Origin of the sequence: Nocardia sp. NBC_01503 (genome assembly GCF_036327755.1) — a bacterium.
Taxonomy (GTDB): domain Bacteria; phylum Actinomycetota; class Actinomycetes; order Mycobacteriales; family Mycobacteriaceae; genus Nocardia.
On record NZ_CP109596.1, the window covers coordinates 3,543,021 to 3,559,493 of the forward strand.

Annotated in this window: 18 protein-coding genes and 1 tRNA gene; 13 read left to right on the forward strand and 6 right to left on the reverse strand. The window is 66.0% G+C overall.

Going from position 1 to position 16,473, the window contains the following annotated elements; translation table 11 throughout:
• Positions 1-153: 153 nt before the first annotated feature.
• A complete protein-coding gene (locus OHB26_RS15780) occupies positions 154-696 on the reverse strand; it encodes a TetR/AcrR family transcriptional regulator C-terminal domain-containing protein (RefSeq protein WP_330184911.1) in 543 nt (180 codons plus the stop codon).
• A gap of 117 nt (positions 697-813) precedes the next feature.
• Between OHB26_RS15780 and OHB26_RS15785 the strand changes: the two genes are divergently transcribed.
• Together OHB26_RS15785 and OHB26_RS15790 are read left to right on the forward strand one after the other, a co-directional pair.
• The gene (locus OHB26_RS15785) at positions 814-1,707 is read left to right on the forward strand and encodes an FAD-dependent oxidoreductase (RefSeq protein ID WP_330184912.1); all 894 of its coding nucleotides are present in this window, start codon (positions 814-816) and stop codon (positions 1,705-1,707) included.
• Positions 1,707-2,486 (forward strand): hypothetical protein, encoded by a 780-nt coding sequence (locus tag OHB26_RS15790; RefSeq protein WP_330184913.1) that lies wholly within the window; start codon positions 1,707-1,709, stop codon positions 2,484-2,486. Before OHB26_RS15785 ends, OHB26_RS15790 begins: the two co-directional genes overlap by 1 nt.
• On the opposite strand, the gene OHB26_RS15795 is transcribed toward OHB26_RS15790, so the two are convergent.
• Positions 2,462-2,953 (reverse strand): DUF4232 domain-containing protein, encoded by a 492-nt coding sequence (locus OHB26_RS15795; RefSeq protein ID WP_330184914.1) that lies wholly within the window; start codon positions 2,951-2,953, stop codon positions 2,462-2,464. The two genes, OHB26_RS15790 and OHB26_RS15795, sit on opposite strands and share 25 nt — an antisense overlap.
• A 316-nt stretch (positions 2,954-3,269) precedes the next feature.
• Here OHB26_RS15795 and OHB26_RS15800 point away from each other — a divergent pair, with 316 nt between their 5' ends.
• Entirely contained in the window at positions 3,270-3,518 is a 249-nt protein-coding gene (locus OHB26_RS15800; protein ID WP_330184915.1) for a hypothetical protein, read from the forward strand.
• A 258-nt stretch (positions 3,519-3,776) separates the two neighbouring features.
• On the opposite strand, the gene OHB26_RS15805 is transcribed toward OHB26_RS15800, so the two are convergent.
• Positions 3,777-3,849, reverse strand: a tRNA-Ala gene (locus OHB26_RS15805).
• Positions 3,850-4,046: 197 nt separating this feature from the next.
• Between OHB26_RS15805 and OHB26_RS15810 the strand changes: the two genes are divergently transcribed.
• Entirely contained in the window at positions 4,047-4,889 is an 843-nt protein-coding gene (locus OHB26_RS15810) for a phosphotransferase (RefSeq protein ID WP_330184916.1), read from the forward strand.
• Here the strand turns inward: OHB26_RS15810 and OHB26_RS15815 are convergent.
• Together OHB26_RS15815 and OHB26_RS15820 are read right to left on the reverse strand one after the other, a co-directional pair.
• Positions 4,871-5,461, reverse strand: coding sequence for a TetR/AcrR family transcriptional regulator (locus OHB26_RS15815; protein WP_330185661.1), 591 nt, complete (start codon positions 5,459-5,461; stop codon positions 4,871-4,873). The two genes, OHB26_RS15810 and OHB26_RS15815, sit on opposite strands and share 19 nt — an antisense overlap.
• A gap of 96 nt (positions 5,462-5,557) precedes the next feature.
• Positions 5,558-6,280 carry a uracil-DNA glycosylase gene (locus OHB26_RS15820; protein ID WP_330184917.1) on the reverse strand — a complete coding sequence of 241 codons (723 nt, stop codon included), beginning with the start codon at positions 6,278-6,280 and terminating at the stop codon, positions 5,558-5,560.
• Between the two features lie 113 nt (positions 6,281-6,393).
• Between OHB26_RS15820 and OHB26_RS15825 the strand changes: the two genes are divergently transcribed.
• The 7 genes from OHB26_RS15825 (at position 6,394) to OHB26_RS15855 (ending at position 14,123) form a co-directional block, all read left to right on the forward strand.
• Entirely contained in the window at positions 6,394-7,056 is a 663-nt protein-coding gene (locus OHB26_RS15825) for a trimeric intracellular cation channel family protein (protein ID WP_330184918.1), read from the forward strand.
• A 101-nt stretch (positions 7,057-7,157) separates the two neighbouring features.
• Positions 7,158-7,601: a GyrI-like domain-containing protein gene (locus OHB26_RS15830; RefSeq protein ID WP_067570090.1), complete on the forward strand. Its 444-nt coding sequence runs from the start codon at positions 7,158-7,160 to the stop codon at positions 7,599-7,601.
• A complete protein-coding gene (locus tag OHB26_RS15835) occupies positions 7,598-8,029 on the forward strand; it encodes an effector binding domain-containing protein (protein WP_330184919.1) in 432 nt (143 codons plus the stop codon). The genes OHB26_RS15830 and OHB26_RS15835 overlap by 4 nt, the downstream gene beginning before the upstream one ends.
• Positions 8,030-8,281: 252 nt before the next feature.
• Positions 8,282-9,037 carry a hypothetical protein gene (locus OHB26_RS15840; RefSeq protein WP_330184920.1) on the forward strand — a complete coding sequence of 252 codons (756 nt, stop codon included), beginning with the start codon at positions 8,282-8,284 and terminating at the stop codon, positions 9,035-9,037.
• A 2-nt stretch (positions 9,038-9,039) separates the two neighbouring features.
• On the forward strand, positions 9,040-11,202 hold the full coding sequence (locus tag OHB26_RS15845) for an Rv1355c family protein (RefSeq protein WP_330184921.1): 2,163 nt from the start codon (positions 9,040-9,042) through the stop codon (positions 11,200-11,202).
• Between the two features lie 16 nt (positions 11,203-11,218).
• Complete coding sequence (locus OHB26_RS15850) at positions 11,219-13,084, forward strand: putative bifunctional diguanylate cyclase/phosphodiesterase (protein ID WP_281180206.1); 1,866 nt, start codon at positions 11,219-11,221, stop codon at positions 13,082-13,084.
• Between the two features lie 88 nt (positions 13,085-13,172).
• Positions 13,173-14,123, forward strand: coding sequence for an SDR family oxidoreductase (locus OHB26_RS15855; RefSeq protein WP_330184922.1), 951 nt, complete (start codon positions 13,173-13,175; stop codon positions 14,121-14,123).
• A gap of 111 nt (positions 14,124-14,234) precedes the next feature.
• Here the strand turns inward: OHB26_RS15855 and soxR are convergent, their stop codons facing one another.
• Positions 14,235-14,750: a redox-sensitive transcriptional activator SoxR gene (gene soxR, locus OHB26_RS15860; RefSeq protein WP_330184923.1), complete on the reverse strand. Its 516-nt coding sequence runs from the start codon at positions 14,748-14,750 to the stop codon at positions 14,235-14,237.
• Between the two features lie 75 nt (positions 14,751-14,825).
• On the opposite strand from soxR, the gene arcA reads away from it, so the two are divergent.
• Positions 14,826-16,055 carry an arginine deiminase gene (gene arcA / locus OHB26_RS15865; protein WP_330184924.1) on the forward strand — a complete coding sequence of 410 codons (1,230 nt, stop codon included), beginning with the start codon at positions 14,826-14,828 and terminating at the stop codon, positions 16,053-16,055.
• A gap of 6 nt (positions 16,056-16,061) precedes the next feature.
• Positions 16,062-16,430: a GntR family transcriptional regulator gene (locus OHB26_RS15870; protein ID WP_330184925.1), complete on the forward strand. Its 369-nt coding sequence runs from the start codon at positions 16,062-16,064 to the stop codon at positions 16,428-16,430.
• The last annotated feature ends 43 nt before the right edge of the window (positions 16,431-16,473 follow it).

The window sequence follows — 16,473 nt, forward strand, 5'->3', positions numbered from 1 at the left end:
GCTGGTGCCCCGGCCCGCTTCGCCCCCCGGCCAACTGCTCCCGGTCGACGCGTTTCAACCCCCCACTCCGGCTCTGGCAGCCCCGACACTCGATGCCCCCGATCTTCGGGGCCTCCGGAGTGAATCCTGGTGGCCCGCGATTGATCTTGCCGATCAGCTCGAGATGCGGGCTTCGATGCCGTCGAGGAGGAAATCGAGGCCGGTGCGGAAGGTTCGGTCGGCATCCAGGTGTGGTCCATCGTGGACGACCCGTGCCAGCGCGGGAAAGCGGCCGGTGGCGAAGGTTCGCTGTAGACAGGGACCGAAGGCGGCCTGCCGCTGCTCCTCTTCCATCCCGGAGACCCGCTCGGCGCGGCGCTCGGTGATCTCCCGACGCACCGCGCCGATCACATACGCATTGACCGCGGCCCCCGCCGGTACGACGGTGTTCAGGTCGACGTCTCCCATCACGGCCAGCACCGCCTCCCCGCTGGCCAGCGTGTTCGGTCCGAGCTGAGGCCGTCCGCCGATCAGGTCTGCGAGCCATTCGTGCTGGTGGGCGGCGTGCCGAGTGGCTTCGGCGAAGGAGTGCAACACTTCTCGCCACCCGTTTCCCGTCGGCTGGATCTCCGCGTGGACCGTATCGACCATCAGGTCGAGTAGTTCCTCCTTGGTGGCGATATAGCCGTACAACCGCATCGGCCCGACATCGAGCACCGCGGCGACCTTGCACAGCGATACCGCGTCCAGCCCGTCCGCATCGGCCAGCGCGCACTGCGCGAGGCGGGCCTGATCGACCGGTTCAACACGCTTGCCCGCTGCGAAGGCCAGGACATGCGCCTCCTCGAATCCGACGGCACCCTGCTGCTCCAGGAGGACACCCCCGGCGACGCCCCGTCCACTCGCCCCGAGATCGACCGCAGCGATCTGCGCGACCTACTGCTCGATTCGCTCCCCGAAGACACGGTGCGCTGGGGCCACGCCTTCGAATCCGCCGCCAACGGCCGACTGCACTTCACCAACGGCAGCAGTACGACATACGACCTCCTGGTCGGCGCCGACGGCGCGCAATCCCGAGTCCGCCCACTGCTCACCGATGCCCGCCCAACACATATCGGCCAAAACGTGGTCGAATTGACCATTCCCGACATCGACCGCACCCACCCCGACCTCGCCGCAATGCTCGGCCGCGGCAACTACTGGGTACTCGGCAACGGCATATCCCTTGCGGCACAACGCAATGGCGACGGCCGCGTCCGCGTGGGCATCAGCTTCTACAGCACCCCCGAAGACTGGTTCGCTACCGCCGCAATACCATTCGACAACCCACCCGCCGCCCGATCCCGCCTGATCGACCTACTCCCCGGTTGGAACCCGCGCATCACCGCCCTGATCGAGGCCTGCGAAGACGCAATCACCCCCCGCTCGATCACCACCCTCCCAATCGGCCTGACCTGGCCGTCGACACCGGACATCACCCTCCTCGGCGACGCCGCACATCTGATGCCCCCGGTAGGCGAGGGCGCCAACATGGCCCTACTCGACGGCGCCCAACTAGCCTTGACCCTCGCCGCCCATCCCAACGACTTCCCCGCCGCGGTAAGGGAGTACGAACACGAGATGTTCGACCGCACCAGCACCGCCGCCCGCATGTCCGCAGAAGTGCAAGAGTTGCTGATGGCGCCGGACGTCGCCCAAAAGATGTTCGCCTTCTTCCAACCCGGCTGATGGCAGCCGGTGGCGGTCATGCTTGCCGCCACCGCAAACGCGAGTCGGTGCGGCTGGTTTCGCACACCATGGGTTTGCCCGTTTTACTGCGGCCGGTTGCACCTGCGGTGCTGCAGAACGCGCCCGGGGTCACCCACGTCGGAGGCGCCGACGGCGCGGGCGCGGGAGCGGGAACAACGGTGGGGATGTCGATAGTCGGCGGTGCCGGTATTTCCAGCGTTGTCGGCGGGGGTGGCTGGACCGTTGTGGTGATCGATGGGGGTGCTGGAAGTGGCGTGGTGGTCGTGGTGGTCGGCGCGACGGTAACCGAAGGCGAGGTGGTGGCCGCCGTGTCCGGAACCTTGATGATGGTGGCCGGGACAGTACTGGGGACCGGTGCCTGCAGGCGAACGGGCCGCGTCGAATCCTGTTTCGGCGCAACCACTCCGATCAATATGAACAATGGAACCGATGCGGCCAGCACCCAACCCGCGGTTCTCCTGTTGCCGATGCGCGCCCAGCGCAACCGGCCACGAACAAGGCCGATAATCCCGACGACGACCGTTCCGAACCATATGAGCATGACGATGATGGCCAGTGTTTGCATGGTGCCGCTTCCCCCGGTGTTCTGCGGCACTGATCGGGGTGCCCCCAACGGTCGTGGAAGCTGGTACAGGCCCGCACTTCAGTCGACCATCGACCAACTCACGCCAGAAGAGTCCAAGGGCATCACATGCGCCGACCGAACTGCCCCGCGCACAAACCCGGCGGGCGCTCAGCCGCGCAGAGGACCGATGTAGGTGCCCGGATGGGTCGCGCCTTCGGGCCATACCATGATCGAGCCCAGGGCCGTGGGCCAGACGGCATGCAGTTGGGTGGTGGAATCGGGTGGGGTGACGATGATTTCGGTGGGGGTATCGGTGCCGGTTGCGTATGTCAGGGTGCTCTTGGCCTGACCGCCCGGGGGCAGCAGGACCGGTTGGCCCTGTTCGTTGGTTCGGGGCAGCGCGGCGCGGCCATTGTCGCCCACCGCAGCCAGGTCGACGCCCGGGAAGCCTTGCAGGACGCAGGATTCCCGGGACAAATTCGTCAGCACGATACTCGCGGTACGCTGACTGCCGCTGGACTGTCCGACGGGCTCCACGGTGAGCCCCAGCCAGGAGGCCCCACACCACGGCTCTTGGGCCTGCGCCTGTCCCACCGCCATACAGGGGACTACCGCCCCGGCCGCCACCAGCACTGCCGAAGCCACTGTCCTGAAACGCATTTGCTGATCCTCCCGCGTCATCGTGATCGACAGTGATCTTGCGGAAGGAACCTTATGGACGACTAATGATCCGCTGAACACCGCCAGCCGCCAGTCCACCTGACGGGCGAAATCCAGCCGGTTTACGTTGTGAGCGTCCGGTGGAACAGATGGCGGTTTCGACCTGACCGCGTCGGTCCCGGCTGGCTGCGCACGTTCTCCGAAACACTGTGGAGGAGGCGGAATTCCAATGATGAGCGTCCATGCTTGCCAGCCCCTGATTTCAGGGGCAGCGATTCGAAATCTGAAATCCATTCGTTTCAGTAGCATTCCGCACATGAGAACACCTTTGCGCACCGCTTTCGCCGCCCTGGCCGTCGCCACCGCGTTGACCGCACTGGCCGGCCCCGCCACCGCCGGCTTCGCCGAAACCGGAAGCAGTGATACCGGCAGCACGCAGTTCGGAAGCAGTATCCTCAATGCCGGTTCGGGCACCAAAGATTGGTTCCGCACGCTGTGGTGCGCCATCGGGGACACGATTCCCGCGAGTGCGGGCGCGTGCGCCACCTCGAACCAAGCCGGGTAGTCGCCCGCGCGATCAATGCGGCCCTCACATGTCTTCGGGATCCGAAACGTCGAGCAGGCAATAGGAGCGGAGACGCTGGCGCGGCACAGTTTCCGTATGTCCGGCCGCACGACCTCCGGCACGCTGCTGTGTCCCTGGCGATCAGCGCAGCCGCTGCGGACGAACTGCGGACGGGCGCCGATAACCAAGATCACTAGTTGTCCTGAAATCAAGAAAGGCCCGTGACCTTTTTGAGGTCACGGGCCTTTCTGCTGGTTGTGGAGCTAAGGGGAATCGAACCCCTGACCTTCTCGATGCGAACGAGACGCGCTACCAACTGCGCTATAGCCCCAGCCGCTGACCGTTTCCGGCCTGCGGTGGAAAACTTTAGCAGGTGGGGTGGGGAGTCGCCGAATCGGCTGGTTAGAGGTGGTTTTGTAGGGTGGGGGAGTGGATATGAGTGCGCATTCGGACTTGGTGTCGGATTGGGAGGGGCGGGTTCGAGGGGATCTTCGGCTGTCGCCTCGGCCGGAGCTGGGGGAGCAACCCATGCGGGTGTTGGGGGAGGGGCAGGAGAATGTCGCCGTTTTGGTGGGGGACACCTATGTCGTGCGACTGCCCAAGGATGAGGACGGGGCCGAGGGGGTCGCGCGGGAGGGGCGGTTGCTCGCGGAGCTGGCGGGGACCTTGATGATCAGGGTGCCTCGGTATGAGTTCACGATGCCGAATCCGCTCGGGCCGGGGGAGTGCGCTGTGTATCCGGTGGTGCCGGGGGAGGTGTTGCGGGCCGAGGAATGGCATGCGCGGGGCCTGCTCGAGAAGGATGAGACGGCGACGGTGATCGCCGAATTCATCGATGGGGTGCAGCGGTTTTCGGTGGATCGGGCGCGGGAGTTCGGGATCGAGGAGCCGGACTTTCGGGCGGATTTCGCGGCGGACTTGGAACTGGTTCGGGCGCAGGTGATTCCATTGCTGTCCGCGGCCGACGGGCGCGAGTTGGTGCGGCGCTGGGAGGGATATCTGGGTCGGGACGGCAACTTCGAGTATTCGCCGGTGTTGATTCACGCCGATGTGAGTCTCGATCATCTGCTTGTGACGGGGGATCGGATCACCGGCGTCATCGACTTCGGTGACGCGCAGATCGGCGATCCGGACTACGACCTCTGCTACCTATGGCCGGAGGCGGGGCCGGAATTCGTTCGGCGCGTACAGAACTGCCGCGGACTACCCTTCGACGAAAGGTTGACTGGGAAACTGAATTTCTGGGCGGTATCCGATGCCGCCATAGATGTACTGCACGCCATCGAACATGACATGCCGCAATTCCGGGACGACCGACTGCGCCGGTTGCGCGACGCCCTGGCGGAGTTCGATCACGCCGGTTCGGTATAGGACTCGAGCACTCGCATAAACAGATCGACGCGGTATTCGCGCACGGCGGCACTGTCGGGTTCGAGTAGACATTGCGCCATGGTCCCGTCGTGCGCCGCGATCAAAGCTCGGCCCAGCCCCACCGGATCGGGGACACCGCGACCCACCCGCGCCAGCAGGCGCAGCAATACCGGGGTGAGTGCCGCGCGAATCGCCTCCTCGCGCGCCACCATCATTCGGCGCAGCTCCGGATTGCGCAGGGCGTGCGCGGTGAACTCCGAGGTGATGCGAAACCATTTGTCGTCCACCGGAACCGCGCTCAGCACGAACTCAACGGCCTCGCGCTGATCGGGAATCGCGACCTCGTTCTCCAGCACCGCCGACACCTGCGCCAGCATGGCCGCGGACCGCTGCTCCCACATGGCCAGGAACAACTCCTCCAGTGAGGTGAAGTTCGAATAGAAGGCCCCGCGAGTGAAACCGGCCCGCTCGCAGATCTGCTCGACCGTGCACCGCCCCAGCCCGTCCTCGGCGAACGCCTCGAACGCCGCGTCCAACAGCCGCGCCCGCGTCTGTGCCCGCCGCCGCTTCATCGGCTGCGTGGTCTCGGCGCTCTCCGAAGCGCTATCGGCCCTGCTCACGCCCCGCATCGTATCCCGGGCCGGTAGTGCGCCACGGTGGCGCTCCCGTCAGTTCGTCCGCGGTTCCGGCCCGGCTGTGGTCGCGGCGTCGCGGAGTACCCGCGTGAGCATGTCGGGGGTGAGGCGGCCGGTGAAGGTGTTCTGCTGGCTGGGGTGATAGCTTCCGAACAGGTGCAGGGGTGCGCGGTCGGGGTGGGTGGGGGCCAGTTCGTAGTGGGCGGCGTGGGTGAAGTGGGGTTTGGGTTTCGGTATGGCCCAGCCGGATTCGGCCAGGGCGGGGAGTAGGGCCTGCCAGCCCCAGCCGCCCAGGACGACTATCGAGCGGAGGGTGGGGGAGAGCAGCGCCAACTCGGTGGTGAGCCAGTGGCGGCAGTTGTCGCGTTCGCCGGGGGTGGGTTTGTTGTCGGGTGGGGCGCAGTGCACGGGGGCGGTGAGGCGGGAGTTGATGAGGCGCAGACCATCTCCGGGGTGCGTGCTGGTCGGTTGGTTTGTCAGCCCGGCGGCGTACATGCAGGCGATCAGCACATCTCCCGCACGGTCTCCGGTGAACATTCGACCGGTTCTGTTGCCGCCGTGCGCGGCCGGGGCGAGGCCGACGATGAGCACTCGGGCGTCGTCCGGACCCAATCCGGGAACCGGTTTCCCCCAGTAATTTTCGTCACGAAACGCGGCCCGCCTGTCATGAGCGACCTGTTCCCGCCAGGCGACCAGTCGCGGGCACGCTCTACACCCCGTGAGCTGCGCATCCAGCTCAGCAATTGTGCGGCACACAAGGGTGATTCAACCGTATCCGGGGCACGACCGGGGCGCGTCGGCGCGGCGTGGCGGCGGGGCATACAGTGCCCCGGTAGCCGAGTGTTTGCGACAGAGAGGTGAACCGGCCAATGAGTAATCTCGTCGAGCTCGGCAACGCGGTCGGCACCGCCCAAAAAGTCGGAAACATGGTGGGCGTGTTCGCATTCGGTGTCTCCGGGGCGCTGCTCGCGGTGCGGCGCGACTTCGACGTGGTCGGCATCGCGGTCCTGGCCGTGTGCACCGCCACCGGTGGCGGCATCATGCGCGACCTGATCATCGGTCAGACACCCCCGACGGCCTTCGTTCATGTGAGCTACGCGGGCACGGCACTGCTGGCCGCCGCCCTCATCTTCTTCTGGCATCCGCCGAATCGCGTTATCCGCACGCCGCTGCTGCTCGCGGACGGTGTGGGCCTGGGCATCTTCTGTGTCACCGGCACGGTTACCGCGTTCCAGCACGGGCTCTCGGCGACCTCGTCGGCGGCGCTCGGCGTGGTCACCGCGGTCGGCGGCGGCGTGGTCCGGGATGTGCTCGCCGGAATCACACCGAGCGTGCTGAGTGACGGCGAACTCTATGCCGTCCCGGCGCTATTGGGTTCGGCGGCGACCGCGACGCTGCTCTATCACGGCCAATACACCTACTGGACGGGTGGTTTGGCGGGTGCCGGCGCGGTGGCCCTCCGCTTCCTCGCGCTGTGGCGGCATTGGCGCGCACCCCTGGCGCGATCGCACCGCCGCAGAGATCAGACTTAGCCAAACCTCAGTCGTGTTGCCCGGGCACGTCTAGCTTGGTTGATAGCATGGCGAAGGTTGGCCAGCGGGCTGTGCGTCACACCCAGAGAGAGTTCCTACCAATGCAGTTTGAGATCGTCGAGCGGGACGAGACGTGGGTCGCCGGGCTGCCGGTGCGGAGCCCGAAACGCGCTCTCGGGGAACTGCGCGACCATGATCTGGAGGTGGCCTGGGCCGCCGTCCTGCATCAGGAGCTCGGCGGTCCGCTCGCCTCGGCCTATACCGATTTCTCGGCCGAGCTCGGCACCTTCAACACCCAGATCGTCGGATACCAGTGCGAGTCCTTCGACGAGGTCACCCGCGGCCATATCGTGGCCCGGCTACCCCGCGGGACCTACGCCAGATTCTCCTCGGTCGGCAGCTTTCCACAGGTGATGACCGACCTGTGGACACAGATCGCGTACGCGGAGGAGCACAACCAGATCAAGCGCACGCACAGCGGTGATTTCGAGTGCTACCCACACGCCTACAAGATCGAGCTGTACCTGGCGGTCGAGGCCTCATGACCTACTCGATTGTGGTGCGCCCGGGTGGCGTGTACGGCGGTCTCGTGGTGCCGCGGGTGCGGCCCAGCTTCAAGGTCTCCAATAGCGAGCTGATCGAGTTCCTGCGCGATCGGCTGCGTGATCGTGGTGCGGACAAACCGCTGGCCACGGTGTATGTCCCCGATCCGGCGGGCAACTACAACGTGCTGGTCTCCTACGAGTACTCCTCGCCCTATGACGCCCCGGTCGGCGATGTGCTGATCCGTGTTCCCAAGGGTGTGTACGCGCGCTTCCAGCCCAATGGCGACTATCACGATCCCGCGGAGGATGTGTGGGCGCAGGTGGACGATGCGACCGCCTCGGCCGAGATCACCCGCGCGTATCGCGAGGAGATCGAGATCTGGTCCGGACCGTCGGAACTGGAACTTTTCATCTCCATCCTCATCTGATAGCCAACTGTTAACTAAATGAGAACCAACCAGTCTTGTGGTTGTGTTTCATGACTGATAGCAATGGTTTGACCAGGGGGAATTTCTAGACGTTCATTCGGGTTTCGGAAGATTTGCCGGACGCCTGGACAATTTCTCACGGCTGGCGGATACTCCCCTAGGTGCCTGTACCGGGCGCGGTTGATACACGACCGTATCGGACGGGGGCTCGGTAGTCGCGCGGATCACGCGCAGCAACGGAGTAGGAACTGTATGGCTGTGGAAGTAGTCGCAGTCGTCCCGTCGGATTCGGCTGATGAGGACTTACTGCGATTCCAGGATGCGTCGTCGGGGTGCACCTTCTGGGTCGGCACGCCGCATGCGCACCCGGGCCTGTGGCGCCGGAACATCATGGGCGCGTTGCGTGCGTATCGACGTTATGGCGTGGATCCCGCTCTGGAATACGACAAGACGGTGGACGGACATTCGAGCGCGCTGTTCGTGGCCGCCATCGATCCCTTCGGTGATGTGGTGGCGGGTCTGCGCGTGCAGGGTCCCTACGCGCATGTCGACGAGGTCAACGCATTGCACGCCTGGGGCGGTCGTCCGGGTGAATCGGCCCTGCGTAAGCGGGTCGCCGACCGGATTCCCGAGGGTGTCGTCGAGGTCAAGGCGGTCTGGGCCGATCGCGGTCTGGACCGTGCGCAACGCCGTGCGCTGGGCGCGGCCCTGGATCGCTGCGTCGTTCATGTCACCACCCTGCTCGGCGCTCGCTACGGTTTCGTCACCGCCGGTGAGCATGCCGCGGAGGGTTATCGCACCAGTGGCGCGCGCTCGGATTGGTGGATTCCGGCCGTGCCGTACCCCGATGATCGCTACCGGACCGTCCCGCTCTGGTGGGATATGCGGACCTATCGATCGGTCGCCGCCGAGTCGCAGCTGGCCTTGATCGATGCGGAACAGATTGCACTCTCGGACGGTCGCAGCATGCTGTCGGCCGACCTGACCGGCACCGGAGGACTCGGCTGACAATGAATTCCGACAATAACGCGGCCGGAGAATATCGACCGCTGTTTCTCGATGAATCCGATCCGGAGGATGCGCGCCGGTTATCAGAATTACGCGCGCAGAATGGCATCGAATTCACTGATCTTCGGGATTTGCTGCGTGCCGAATTCAATGATCTTGTAGCCCCGCCGGAATTGTCCGAAGGACCGGAATCCGATCGCTGGATATATTATCCGTGGCGGAAATCCGCGGTAGCGCTACCCGGACCGGAATTGCTGCGAACTGTCCGGCTGGACCGCAATCGCAACAAGCTCACCCGCGCCGAACAAGAAAAACTGACAAATCAGACAATTGGGGTGGTTGGGCAGAGCGTCGGCCACGCCATCGCGCACACCCTCGCGATGGAGGGCATCTGCGGGCGGATAAAGCTCGCTGATTTCGACACCATCGAACTCGCCAACCTCAATCGCATTCCCGGCTCACTCTTCGATATCGGCGTCAACAAGGCCGTGGTCACCGCCCGCCGCATTGCCGAGATCGACCCATACCTCCCGGTGGAGATCTACACCGCCGGACTCACCGACGAGAACGTCGACGACTTCTTCGCGGACCTCACCCTGGTGGTCGAGGAGTGCGACTCCCTCGATATCAAACTCGCCGTGCGCGAAGCCGCCAAGAAGTACGGCATCCCGCTGCTCATGGAGACCAGCGATCGCGGCCTGCTCGATATCGAACGCTACGACCTGGAACCGGAGCGGGAGCCCTTCCACGGCCTACTAGGCGGGGCCACGCGCGCCGACCTACGCGGCCTCACCACCCGTGAGAAGGCGCCCTATGTGGTCCGAATCCTGGACGCGCACGGCCTCTCCGATCGCTTCGCCGCCAGCCTGGTGGAGATCGATCAGACCCTGGACAGCTGGCCGCAGCTCGCCGGTGACGTACAGCTCGGCGGTGCGACGGTGGCCGCCGCGGTGCGCCGCATCGGCCTCGGCGGCGAACTGCCCTCCGGCCGCACCCGCGTCGATCTGACCGCCTGCCTGGACGCGATCGTCGAACCTGACCCGGTCGACGAACTGCGGTGGCCCGCCGATCTCGCGATCGAGCCGGAGCCGAGCACCGAGGCGCGGGCGGTTATGGCCGCCGCGCAGCTCGCGCCCTCGGGCGGCAATGTGCAGCCCTGGTCGCTGCGCGAGGAGAACGCGGCAGTCGTCATCGAGCTGGATATCGAGCGCAGCTCCGGAATGGATATCGGCTTCCGCGGTAGCGCGGTGGCCGTCGGCGCGGCGCTGTACAACGCGCGGGCCGCCGCGGCCGCACACGGGGTGCTCGGCGAGGCCGACCTCTATACCGGTGGCACCGGACGGCACAGTCGCACCGCACCCCTCACCGCCGTCCTGCAGTTGAGTGATTGGAGCGAGCCGGAATTGGCCCGCGACTACCCTGATCTGCTCGACCGCGTCACCAACCGCAATCTCGGCACCGGTGAACCCATCGACCCGGCCGTGCTGGACACCCTCGCCACCACCGCGGCCAAGGCCGGCGGTGGCCTGCGCTGGATCACCGACGCCGATGATCTCGCGACCGCCGCGACGCTGCTGGCCGCCTCCGATACCGCCCGCTATCTGACCCCGGTGTTGCACGCGGAGATGTTCTCCGAATTGCGCTGGCCCACCGATGATCTGCGCGCCGGCCTGGATCTGCGCACCATGGAGCTGGCCCCGGACGAGCTGGCCAAGCTCGATATCGGCGGCCGTGCCGATGTCATGGACCGAATCCGGGAGTGGAACGGCGGTGTCGCGCTCGGCGAGTACACCCGCGATCGCGTGCTGTCCGCCTCCGCGGTGGTCGCGGTGACCTTCCCCGCCCCGCCCATCGGCGACGCCGAGGAGCTGGCCGCCTACGCCCGCGGCGGTGAGACCCTGCAGCGGGTGTGGATCGAGGCGCAGCGGCACGGCCTCGCGGTGCAGCCGGTGTCTCCGGTGTTCCTGTACGCCCGACAGACCGGGGACTTGAGCACGGTTTCCCCGGAGTTCGCCGATACACTAACGTCACTTCAAGGCCGTTTCCTGGACCTGTTGGGAGTGCCCGAGCACGAGACCGTGGCGTTGGTACTTCGCCTGAGCTATGCGGCGGAGGTCACGGCGAGAAGTCGGCGGCTTCCGATACCGGGTGCGGGAACTCGCTGATGGGATCGGAGACAAGGTGCCTCGGCAGACGCTCGACTCACTGGTAACCCAGGTTGCCTCCGAGTTGATGGGTGTCGACGCCACCACGATGGTGGCGGCGAGTGAGCGCGTGCTGTCCTGGCTCGTCGACCACTTCGACGTGGACTTCAGCTATCTGCGGCATACCGATAGGGAGCGGCGCGCCTCGGTGCTCATCGCGGAGTGGCCGCGGCGCGCGGTCACCATCGCACCGGATCCGCTGCGGGTCACCTACTTCGATCGCGCGGATTCGGTCTTCGCCAAACTGGAGAACGCCACCGAACCGCTCATCGTGCGCCCGATTCCCGAGCACGCGGATTATCAGCACACGATTCACCTGTCCTCCGGGATTCCGACGGTCTCCATGGCGGCGGTGCCGCTGGTGTCGCGCGGCGAGTCGACCGGGGTGCTCGGCTTCGTCAAAGAGGGCGATCGTGAGTGGAGTACCCGGGAATTGAACGTGCTCAAGGCGATTGCCGCGCTCTTCGCCCAGTTGCAGGCGCGCGTGGTGGCCGAGGAGCGGCTGCGCTATATCGCCATGCATGACGATCTGACCGGCCTGGCGAACCGTCGCGCACTGCTCGAGCATATGGAGGAGCGGCTGCGGGCGGGCAGTCCGGGGCCGGTGGCGGCGTTCTTCCTGGATCTGGATCGGCTCAAGGCGCTCAATGACTTCCTCGGGCATACCGCCGGGGACAACTTCATTCGCACACTGGCCACCCGCTTGCGCGATCACCTCGATCCCAATGATGTGATCGCCCGGCTCGGCGGCGACGAGTTCGTCATCGTTCCGGCCAAGCCGATGGATGCCAGCGCGGCCGATCTCGAGGCGACCCGGATTCAACAGCTCATCGCGCGGCGGGTCACCGTCGGCGGCGAGACCGTCAGCCGTGGCGCGAGTGTCGGTGTGGCCGTTGGCATTCCGGGTGAGACGACGGTCGCCGATGTACTACGCAGGGCCGATCACGCGCTGCTGTCGGCGAAGTCGAGCGGCGGCAATGGGGTCGCGGTCTTCACCGATGCCATGCGCGCGCAATTCGAACTTCAGGACGATGTCGAGCTGAATCTGCGCGGCGCGGTCTCCGATGGTTCACTGCTGCTGCACTATCAGCCGGAGGTGGATCTGCGCACCGGCCGGGTCGTGGCCCTGGAAGCGCTGGTGCGCTGGCAGCATCCGACGCGCGGATTGCTACCGCCCGGTGCCTTCGTGGGTGTCGCGGAGGCCACCAATCTCGCGGGTGAACTGGGCCGCTGGGTGATTCGCTCGGCGTGTGAGCAGTTCGCGCAGTGGCGCAGGCGCGGACTGGCCTCCAGTGTGGTGATCCGGATCAATGTGTCCCCGGTGCAGCTGGTCAGCCTGGACTTCGTGGAGACCATGGAGGGGATTCTGCGCCGTTTCGGTATCGACGGCTCCTCGGTCTGTCTGGAAATCACCGAGCATGTGGTGGTGCAGGATCTGGCGCGGACCCAGGTGACGCTGCGTGGGCTCAAGCGCATGGGTGTGCAGATCGCCATCGACGATTTCGGTACCGGTTACTCCTCGCTATCGCATCTGAAGGCGCTGCCGGTGGACGCGGTGAAGATCGACCGCGGTTTCGTACAGCGCCTGGGCGCCAGTGCCGATGATCTCGCGATTGTGAAATCCATTGTGGGACTGGCCGGTTCATTCGGTCTCGGGGTGGTCGGCGAGGGTGTGGAGACCACCGTCGCAGCCCGTACCCTGGTGGCGCTGGGCTGCTATCGCGCACAGGGTTTCCTGATCGCGCGGCCGATGCCCGCCGAAGAGGTGGAGACGCATCTGGCGGCCGGGCGGATAGCCCTCGACCTGGACCTACCCGGAACCGGGCGGTCTGTAACCCCCTAGAAGTATGGGGCCGATTGGGGGGTTGCATTGCTCGCGATGGAGTTTGACCGCGTAGTAGGTTCGGTGGACAAATGGGGCAATCAAAGGGATGTGGACCGGCGTGCGAACCTTCAGCAGTAGGAAGACTCTGATCACCGGAGCCGCCAGCGGGATCGGGCGCGCCACCGCACTGGCCGCCGCCCGTAGAGGCGCGCGACTGGTGCTCACCGATGTGAACTCCGACGGCCTCGATGCGACGGTCGCCGATATCCGTGCCGCGGGCGGGGTGGTGGACTACGCCCAGGCCATGGATGTCAGCGATTACGACGCCGTCACCGCCTTCGCCGAAAAGGTGCACGAGCAGGTCGGTTCGCTCGATGTGGTGATGAACGTGGCCGGGATCTCCACCTGGGGCACGGTCGAGAATCTGGAGCACAAGCACTGGAAGCGCCTGGTGGATGTGAACCTGATGGGGCCCATCCACATCATCGAGAACTTCATCCCGCCGATGATCGCCGCCGGAAACGGTGGCGCGCTGGTGAATGTCTCGTCGGCGGCCGGGCTGATGGCCTTCCCGTGGCATGCGGCCTACAGCGCCAGCAAGTTCGGGCTGCGCGGAGTCTCCGAGGTGCTGCGGTTCGATCTGGAGCGGCACCGGATCACGGTGCATCTGGTGGTGCCGGGTGCGGTGGACACACCGCTGGTGCAGACCGTGGATGTGGTCGGCGTGGATCGTGACGATCCGCGAATTCAGGCGTGGATCAAGCGATTCCGGCGGCATGCCAAGAAGCCGGAGGAGGTGGCGGAGTCGATCCTGCGCGGGGTCGAGAAGGGGCGCTACCTGATTCACACCCAGTTCGATATCCGCTTCGGCTACTGGTGGGTGCGCAAGTTCGCCTGGCCGTACGAGTTCGCCATGCGCCGCGCCAATGCCCTGTTCACCACATTCCTGCCCCGTGAGCAGCGGCAATCGCCCGCCGCGCTGAAGGCCGGCGGCGCGGTTACGCCGGTGGCCACCTCGGAGACATCCGCGCCGGAACGTGTCCTGCCGGACGCCTGACCGCCCCGTCATCCCGGCGCGTTTTCGGCCGGGATCCATACGCCGCCGCGGATCGGCTGATCGGGTGGATCCCGGCCAAAAGCATGCCGGGATGACGAAGGGGACTGGAGCTCAAGACGTCTCGGCCAGAGGTATAGCGCAGCCGGTCTCGGTTTTGCCGCAGTTCTCCGCGGCGTGCACGTCCAGGACGCGTGCGCCCGGTCCCTCATCGCCGAGATGGTCGTGCGCGTTCACGATTTTGCAGGTGCCCAGGGACAAGCAGCCGCAGCCGATACATCCGGTCAGGCTGTCGCGCAGGCGAATCAGCTGTTCTATGCGCTCGTCCAGGTCCGAGCGCCAGGCGGTGGACAGCGCCTCCCAATCTCGGCGGGTGGGGTTGCGGCCGTCGGGGAGATTGTCCAGGGCCTGGCGGATCTCGCCGAGCGGAATTCCGACACGCTGTGAGATGCGGATGAAGGCCACTCGGCGCAGGGTTTCCCGGGGGTAGCGGCGCTGGTTGCCGCTGGTTCGGCGGGCTGTGATCAAGCCCTCACGTTCGTAGAAATGCAAGGCGGACACCGAAACTCCGGCACGTTGTGCCAGCTGGCCGGGTGTCAGTTCCTTGGCCTGCCAGGGCGCGGTCTGCATACCTGAAGGTTAGTCGAGGTTTTTCCCGGGCGCGAATTGCATGCCATCTCCGCTGCGGGGAACTACCGTCAGGATATGGGAATCAAGGCTGCGCCACCGGCGCGACCGTTCTCCGTCACGTCGGAAGTCGGCGCATTGCGCACGGTGCTGCTGCACCGCCCGGGCGACGAACTGCGCCGGTTGACCCCGCGCAACAATGACCAACTGCTCTTCGACGCCATCCCGTGGGTGGAGCGTGCCCAGCAGGAGCACGATCACTTCGCCGGAGTGTTGCGCGAGCGCGGGGTGGAGGTGTTGCTGCTGTCGGATCTGCTCACCGAGACCATCGGAGTGAGCGGGGCGGCGCGGATACAGGGCATCTCCGGTGCGGTGGACGCGCGCAGGCTCGGGCACGCGCTCGCCGATGAGCTGGCCGCCTATCTGCGCACGGTGCCCCCCGCCGAGCTGGCGCAGATTCTCATGGCGGGCATGACCTTCGACGAACTGCCGTTCGGACCGGATCACACCTCGCTGGTGGTGCGCATGCATCACGGGCACGACTTCGTCATCGATCCGCTGCCGAATCTGCTGTTCACCAGGGATTCGTCGTTCTGGGTCGGACCGCGGGTGGCGATCACCTCGCTGGCTCTGCCCGCGCGGGCGCGCGAGACCTCGCTGACCGATCTCATCTACGCCTTCCATCCGCGTTTCCTGGGCGTGCGGCGGGCGTACGAATCGCACACCGCGCCGATCGAGGGCGGGGATGTGCTGCTGCTGGCCAAGGGGGTGGTGGCGGTCGGGGTCGGTGAGCGCACCACGCCGGCGGGCGCGGAAGCGTTGGCGCGCAGTCTCTTCGAGGATGATCTGGCGCATACCGTGCTGGCGGTGCCGATCGCGCAGAACCGCGCCACCATGCATCTGGACACCGTCTGCACCATGGTCGACGTCGATGCCATGGTGATGTACCCGAATATGCAGGATTCACTGTGCGCGTTCACCATTCGCAAAGAGGTGGACGGCACGGTGACCATGCTCGGTCCGGATCCGTTCCTGCCCGCGGCGGCGAAGGCCATGGGCATCGGTGAGCTCCGCGTCATCGATACCGGACTGGACGGTGTGGCCGCCGAGCGGGAGCAGTGGGACGATGGCAACAACACGCTGGCGCTCGCGCCGGGCGTGGTCGTCGCCTACGAACGCAATGAGATGACCAACGCGCGGCTCGTCGACGCCGGAATCGAGGTGCTACCCATCCCCGGTTCCGAATTGGGTTCCGGCCGAGGCGGTCCGCGCTGCCTGTCCTGCCCGCTGTCGCGTGACGAGGTGTGAAAAATCATGCTCGACATACCGGTCGACCACCACTCGGCGGTGCCGCCCTACGAACAGTTGCGGCAGGGCATCGTGGCGCGCGTGCGCTCCGGTGAACTGGCCGCCGGAACCAAGATCCCCACCGTCCGAGCTCTCGCCGCCCAACTCAAACTCGCACCCAATACGGTGGCCCGGGCCTACCGTGAACTCGAACAGGACGGCGTCCTCGAAACCCGAGGCCGCCTGGGCTCCTTCATAGCCTCCTCCGGCGATCCGACCCGCGACGTGGCCGGCCGTGCCGCCACGGAGTACGTGGCGGTGATCAGGCGACTGGGACTCGACGACGAAACCGCCGTGCGCTATCTACGCGCCGCGCTGGGCGAAGCGCGACCCTGAAATCCGCGCGTGGCATGGTGAGCGAGGGTGTCCCTCGGCGAAT

Excerpts from the sequence above, each read along its gene's own strand:
- OHB26_RS15785 (WP_330184912.1), top strand. The coding sequence starts at position 814 with ATGCGCCTCCTCGAATCCGACGGCACCCTGCTGCTCCAGGAGGACACC.
- OHB26_RS15790 (WP_330184913.1), top strand. The coding sequence starts at position 1,707 with ATGGCAGCCGGTGGCGGTCATGCTTGCCGCCACCGCAAACGCGAGTCG.
- OHB26_RS15795 (WP_330184914.1), bottom strand. The coding sequence starts at position 2,953 with ATGCGTTTCAGGACAGTGGCTTCGGCAGTGCTGGTGGCGGCCGGGGCG.
- OHB26_RS15800 (WP_330184915.1), top strand. The coding sequence starts at position 3,270 with ATGAGAACACCTTTGCGCACCGCTTTCGCCGCCCTGGCCGTCGCCACC.
- OHB26_RS15810 (WP_330184916.1), top strand. The coding sequence starts at position 4,047 with ATGCGGGTGTTGGGGGAGGGGCAGGAGAATGTCGCCGTTTTGGTGGGG.
- OHB26_RS15815 (WP_330185661.1), bottom strand. The coding sequence starts at position 5,461 with ATGAAGCGGCGGCGGGCACAGACGCGGGCGCGGCTGTTGGACGCGGCG.
- OHB26_RS15825 (WP_330184918.1), top strand. The coding sequence starts at position 6,394 with ATGAGTAATCTCGTCGAGCTCGGCAACGCGGTCGGCACCGCCCAAAAA.
- OHB26_RS15830 (WP_067570090.1), top strand. The coding sequence starts at position 7,158 with ATGCAGTTTGAGATCGTCGAGCGGGACGAGACGTGGGTCGCCGGGCTG.
- OHB26_RS15835 (WP_330184919.1), top strand. The coding sequence starts at position 7,598 with ATGACCTACTCGATTGTGGTGCGCCCGGGTGGCGTGTACGGCGGTCTC.
- OHB26_RS15840 (WP_330184920.1), top strand. The coding sequence starts at position 8,282 with ATGGCTGTGGAAGTAGTCGCAGTCGTCCCGTCGGATTCGGCTGATGAG.
- OHB26_RS15845 (WP_330184921.1), top strand. The coding sequence starts at position 9,040 with ATGAATTCCGACAATAACGCGGCCGGAGAATATCGACCGCTGTTTCTC.
- OHB26_RS15855 (WP_330184922.1), top strand. The coding sequence starts at position 13,173 with ATGTGGACCGGCGTGCGAACCTTCAGCAGTAGGAAGACTCTGATCACC.
- soxR (WP_330184923.1), bottom strand. The coding sequence starts at position 14,750 with ATGCAGACCGCGCCCTGGCAGGCCAAGGAACTGACACCCGGCCAGCTG.
- arcA (WP_330184924.1), top strand. The coding sequence starts at position 14,826 with ATGGGAATCAAGGCTGCGCCACCGGCGCGACCGTTCTCCGTCACGTCG.
- OHB26_RS15870 (WP_330184925.1), top strand. The coding sequence starts at position 16,062 with ATGCTCGACATACCGGTCGACCACCACTCGGCGGTGCCGCCCTACGAA.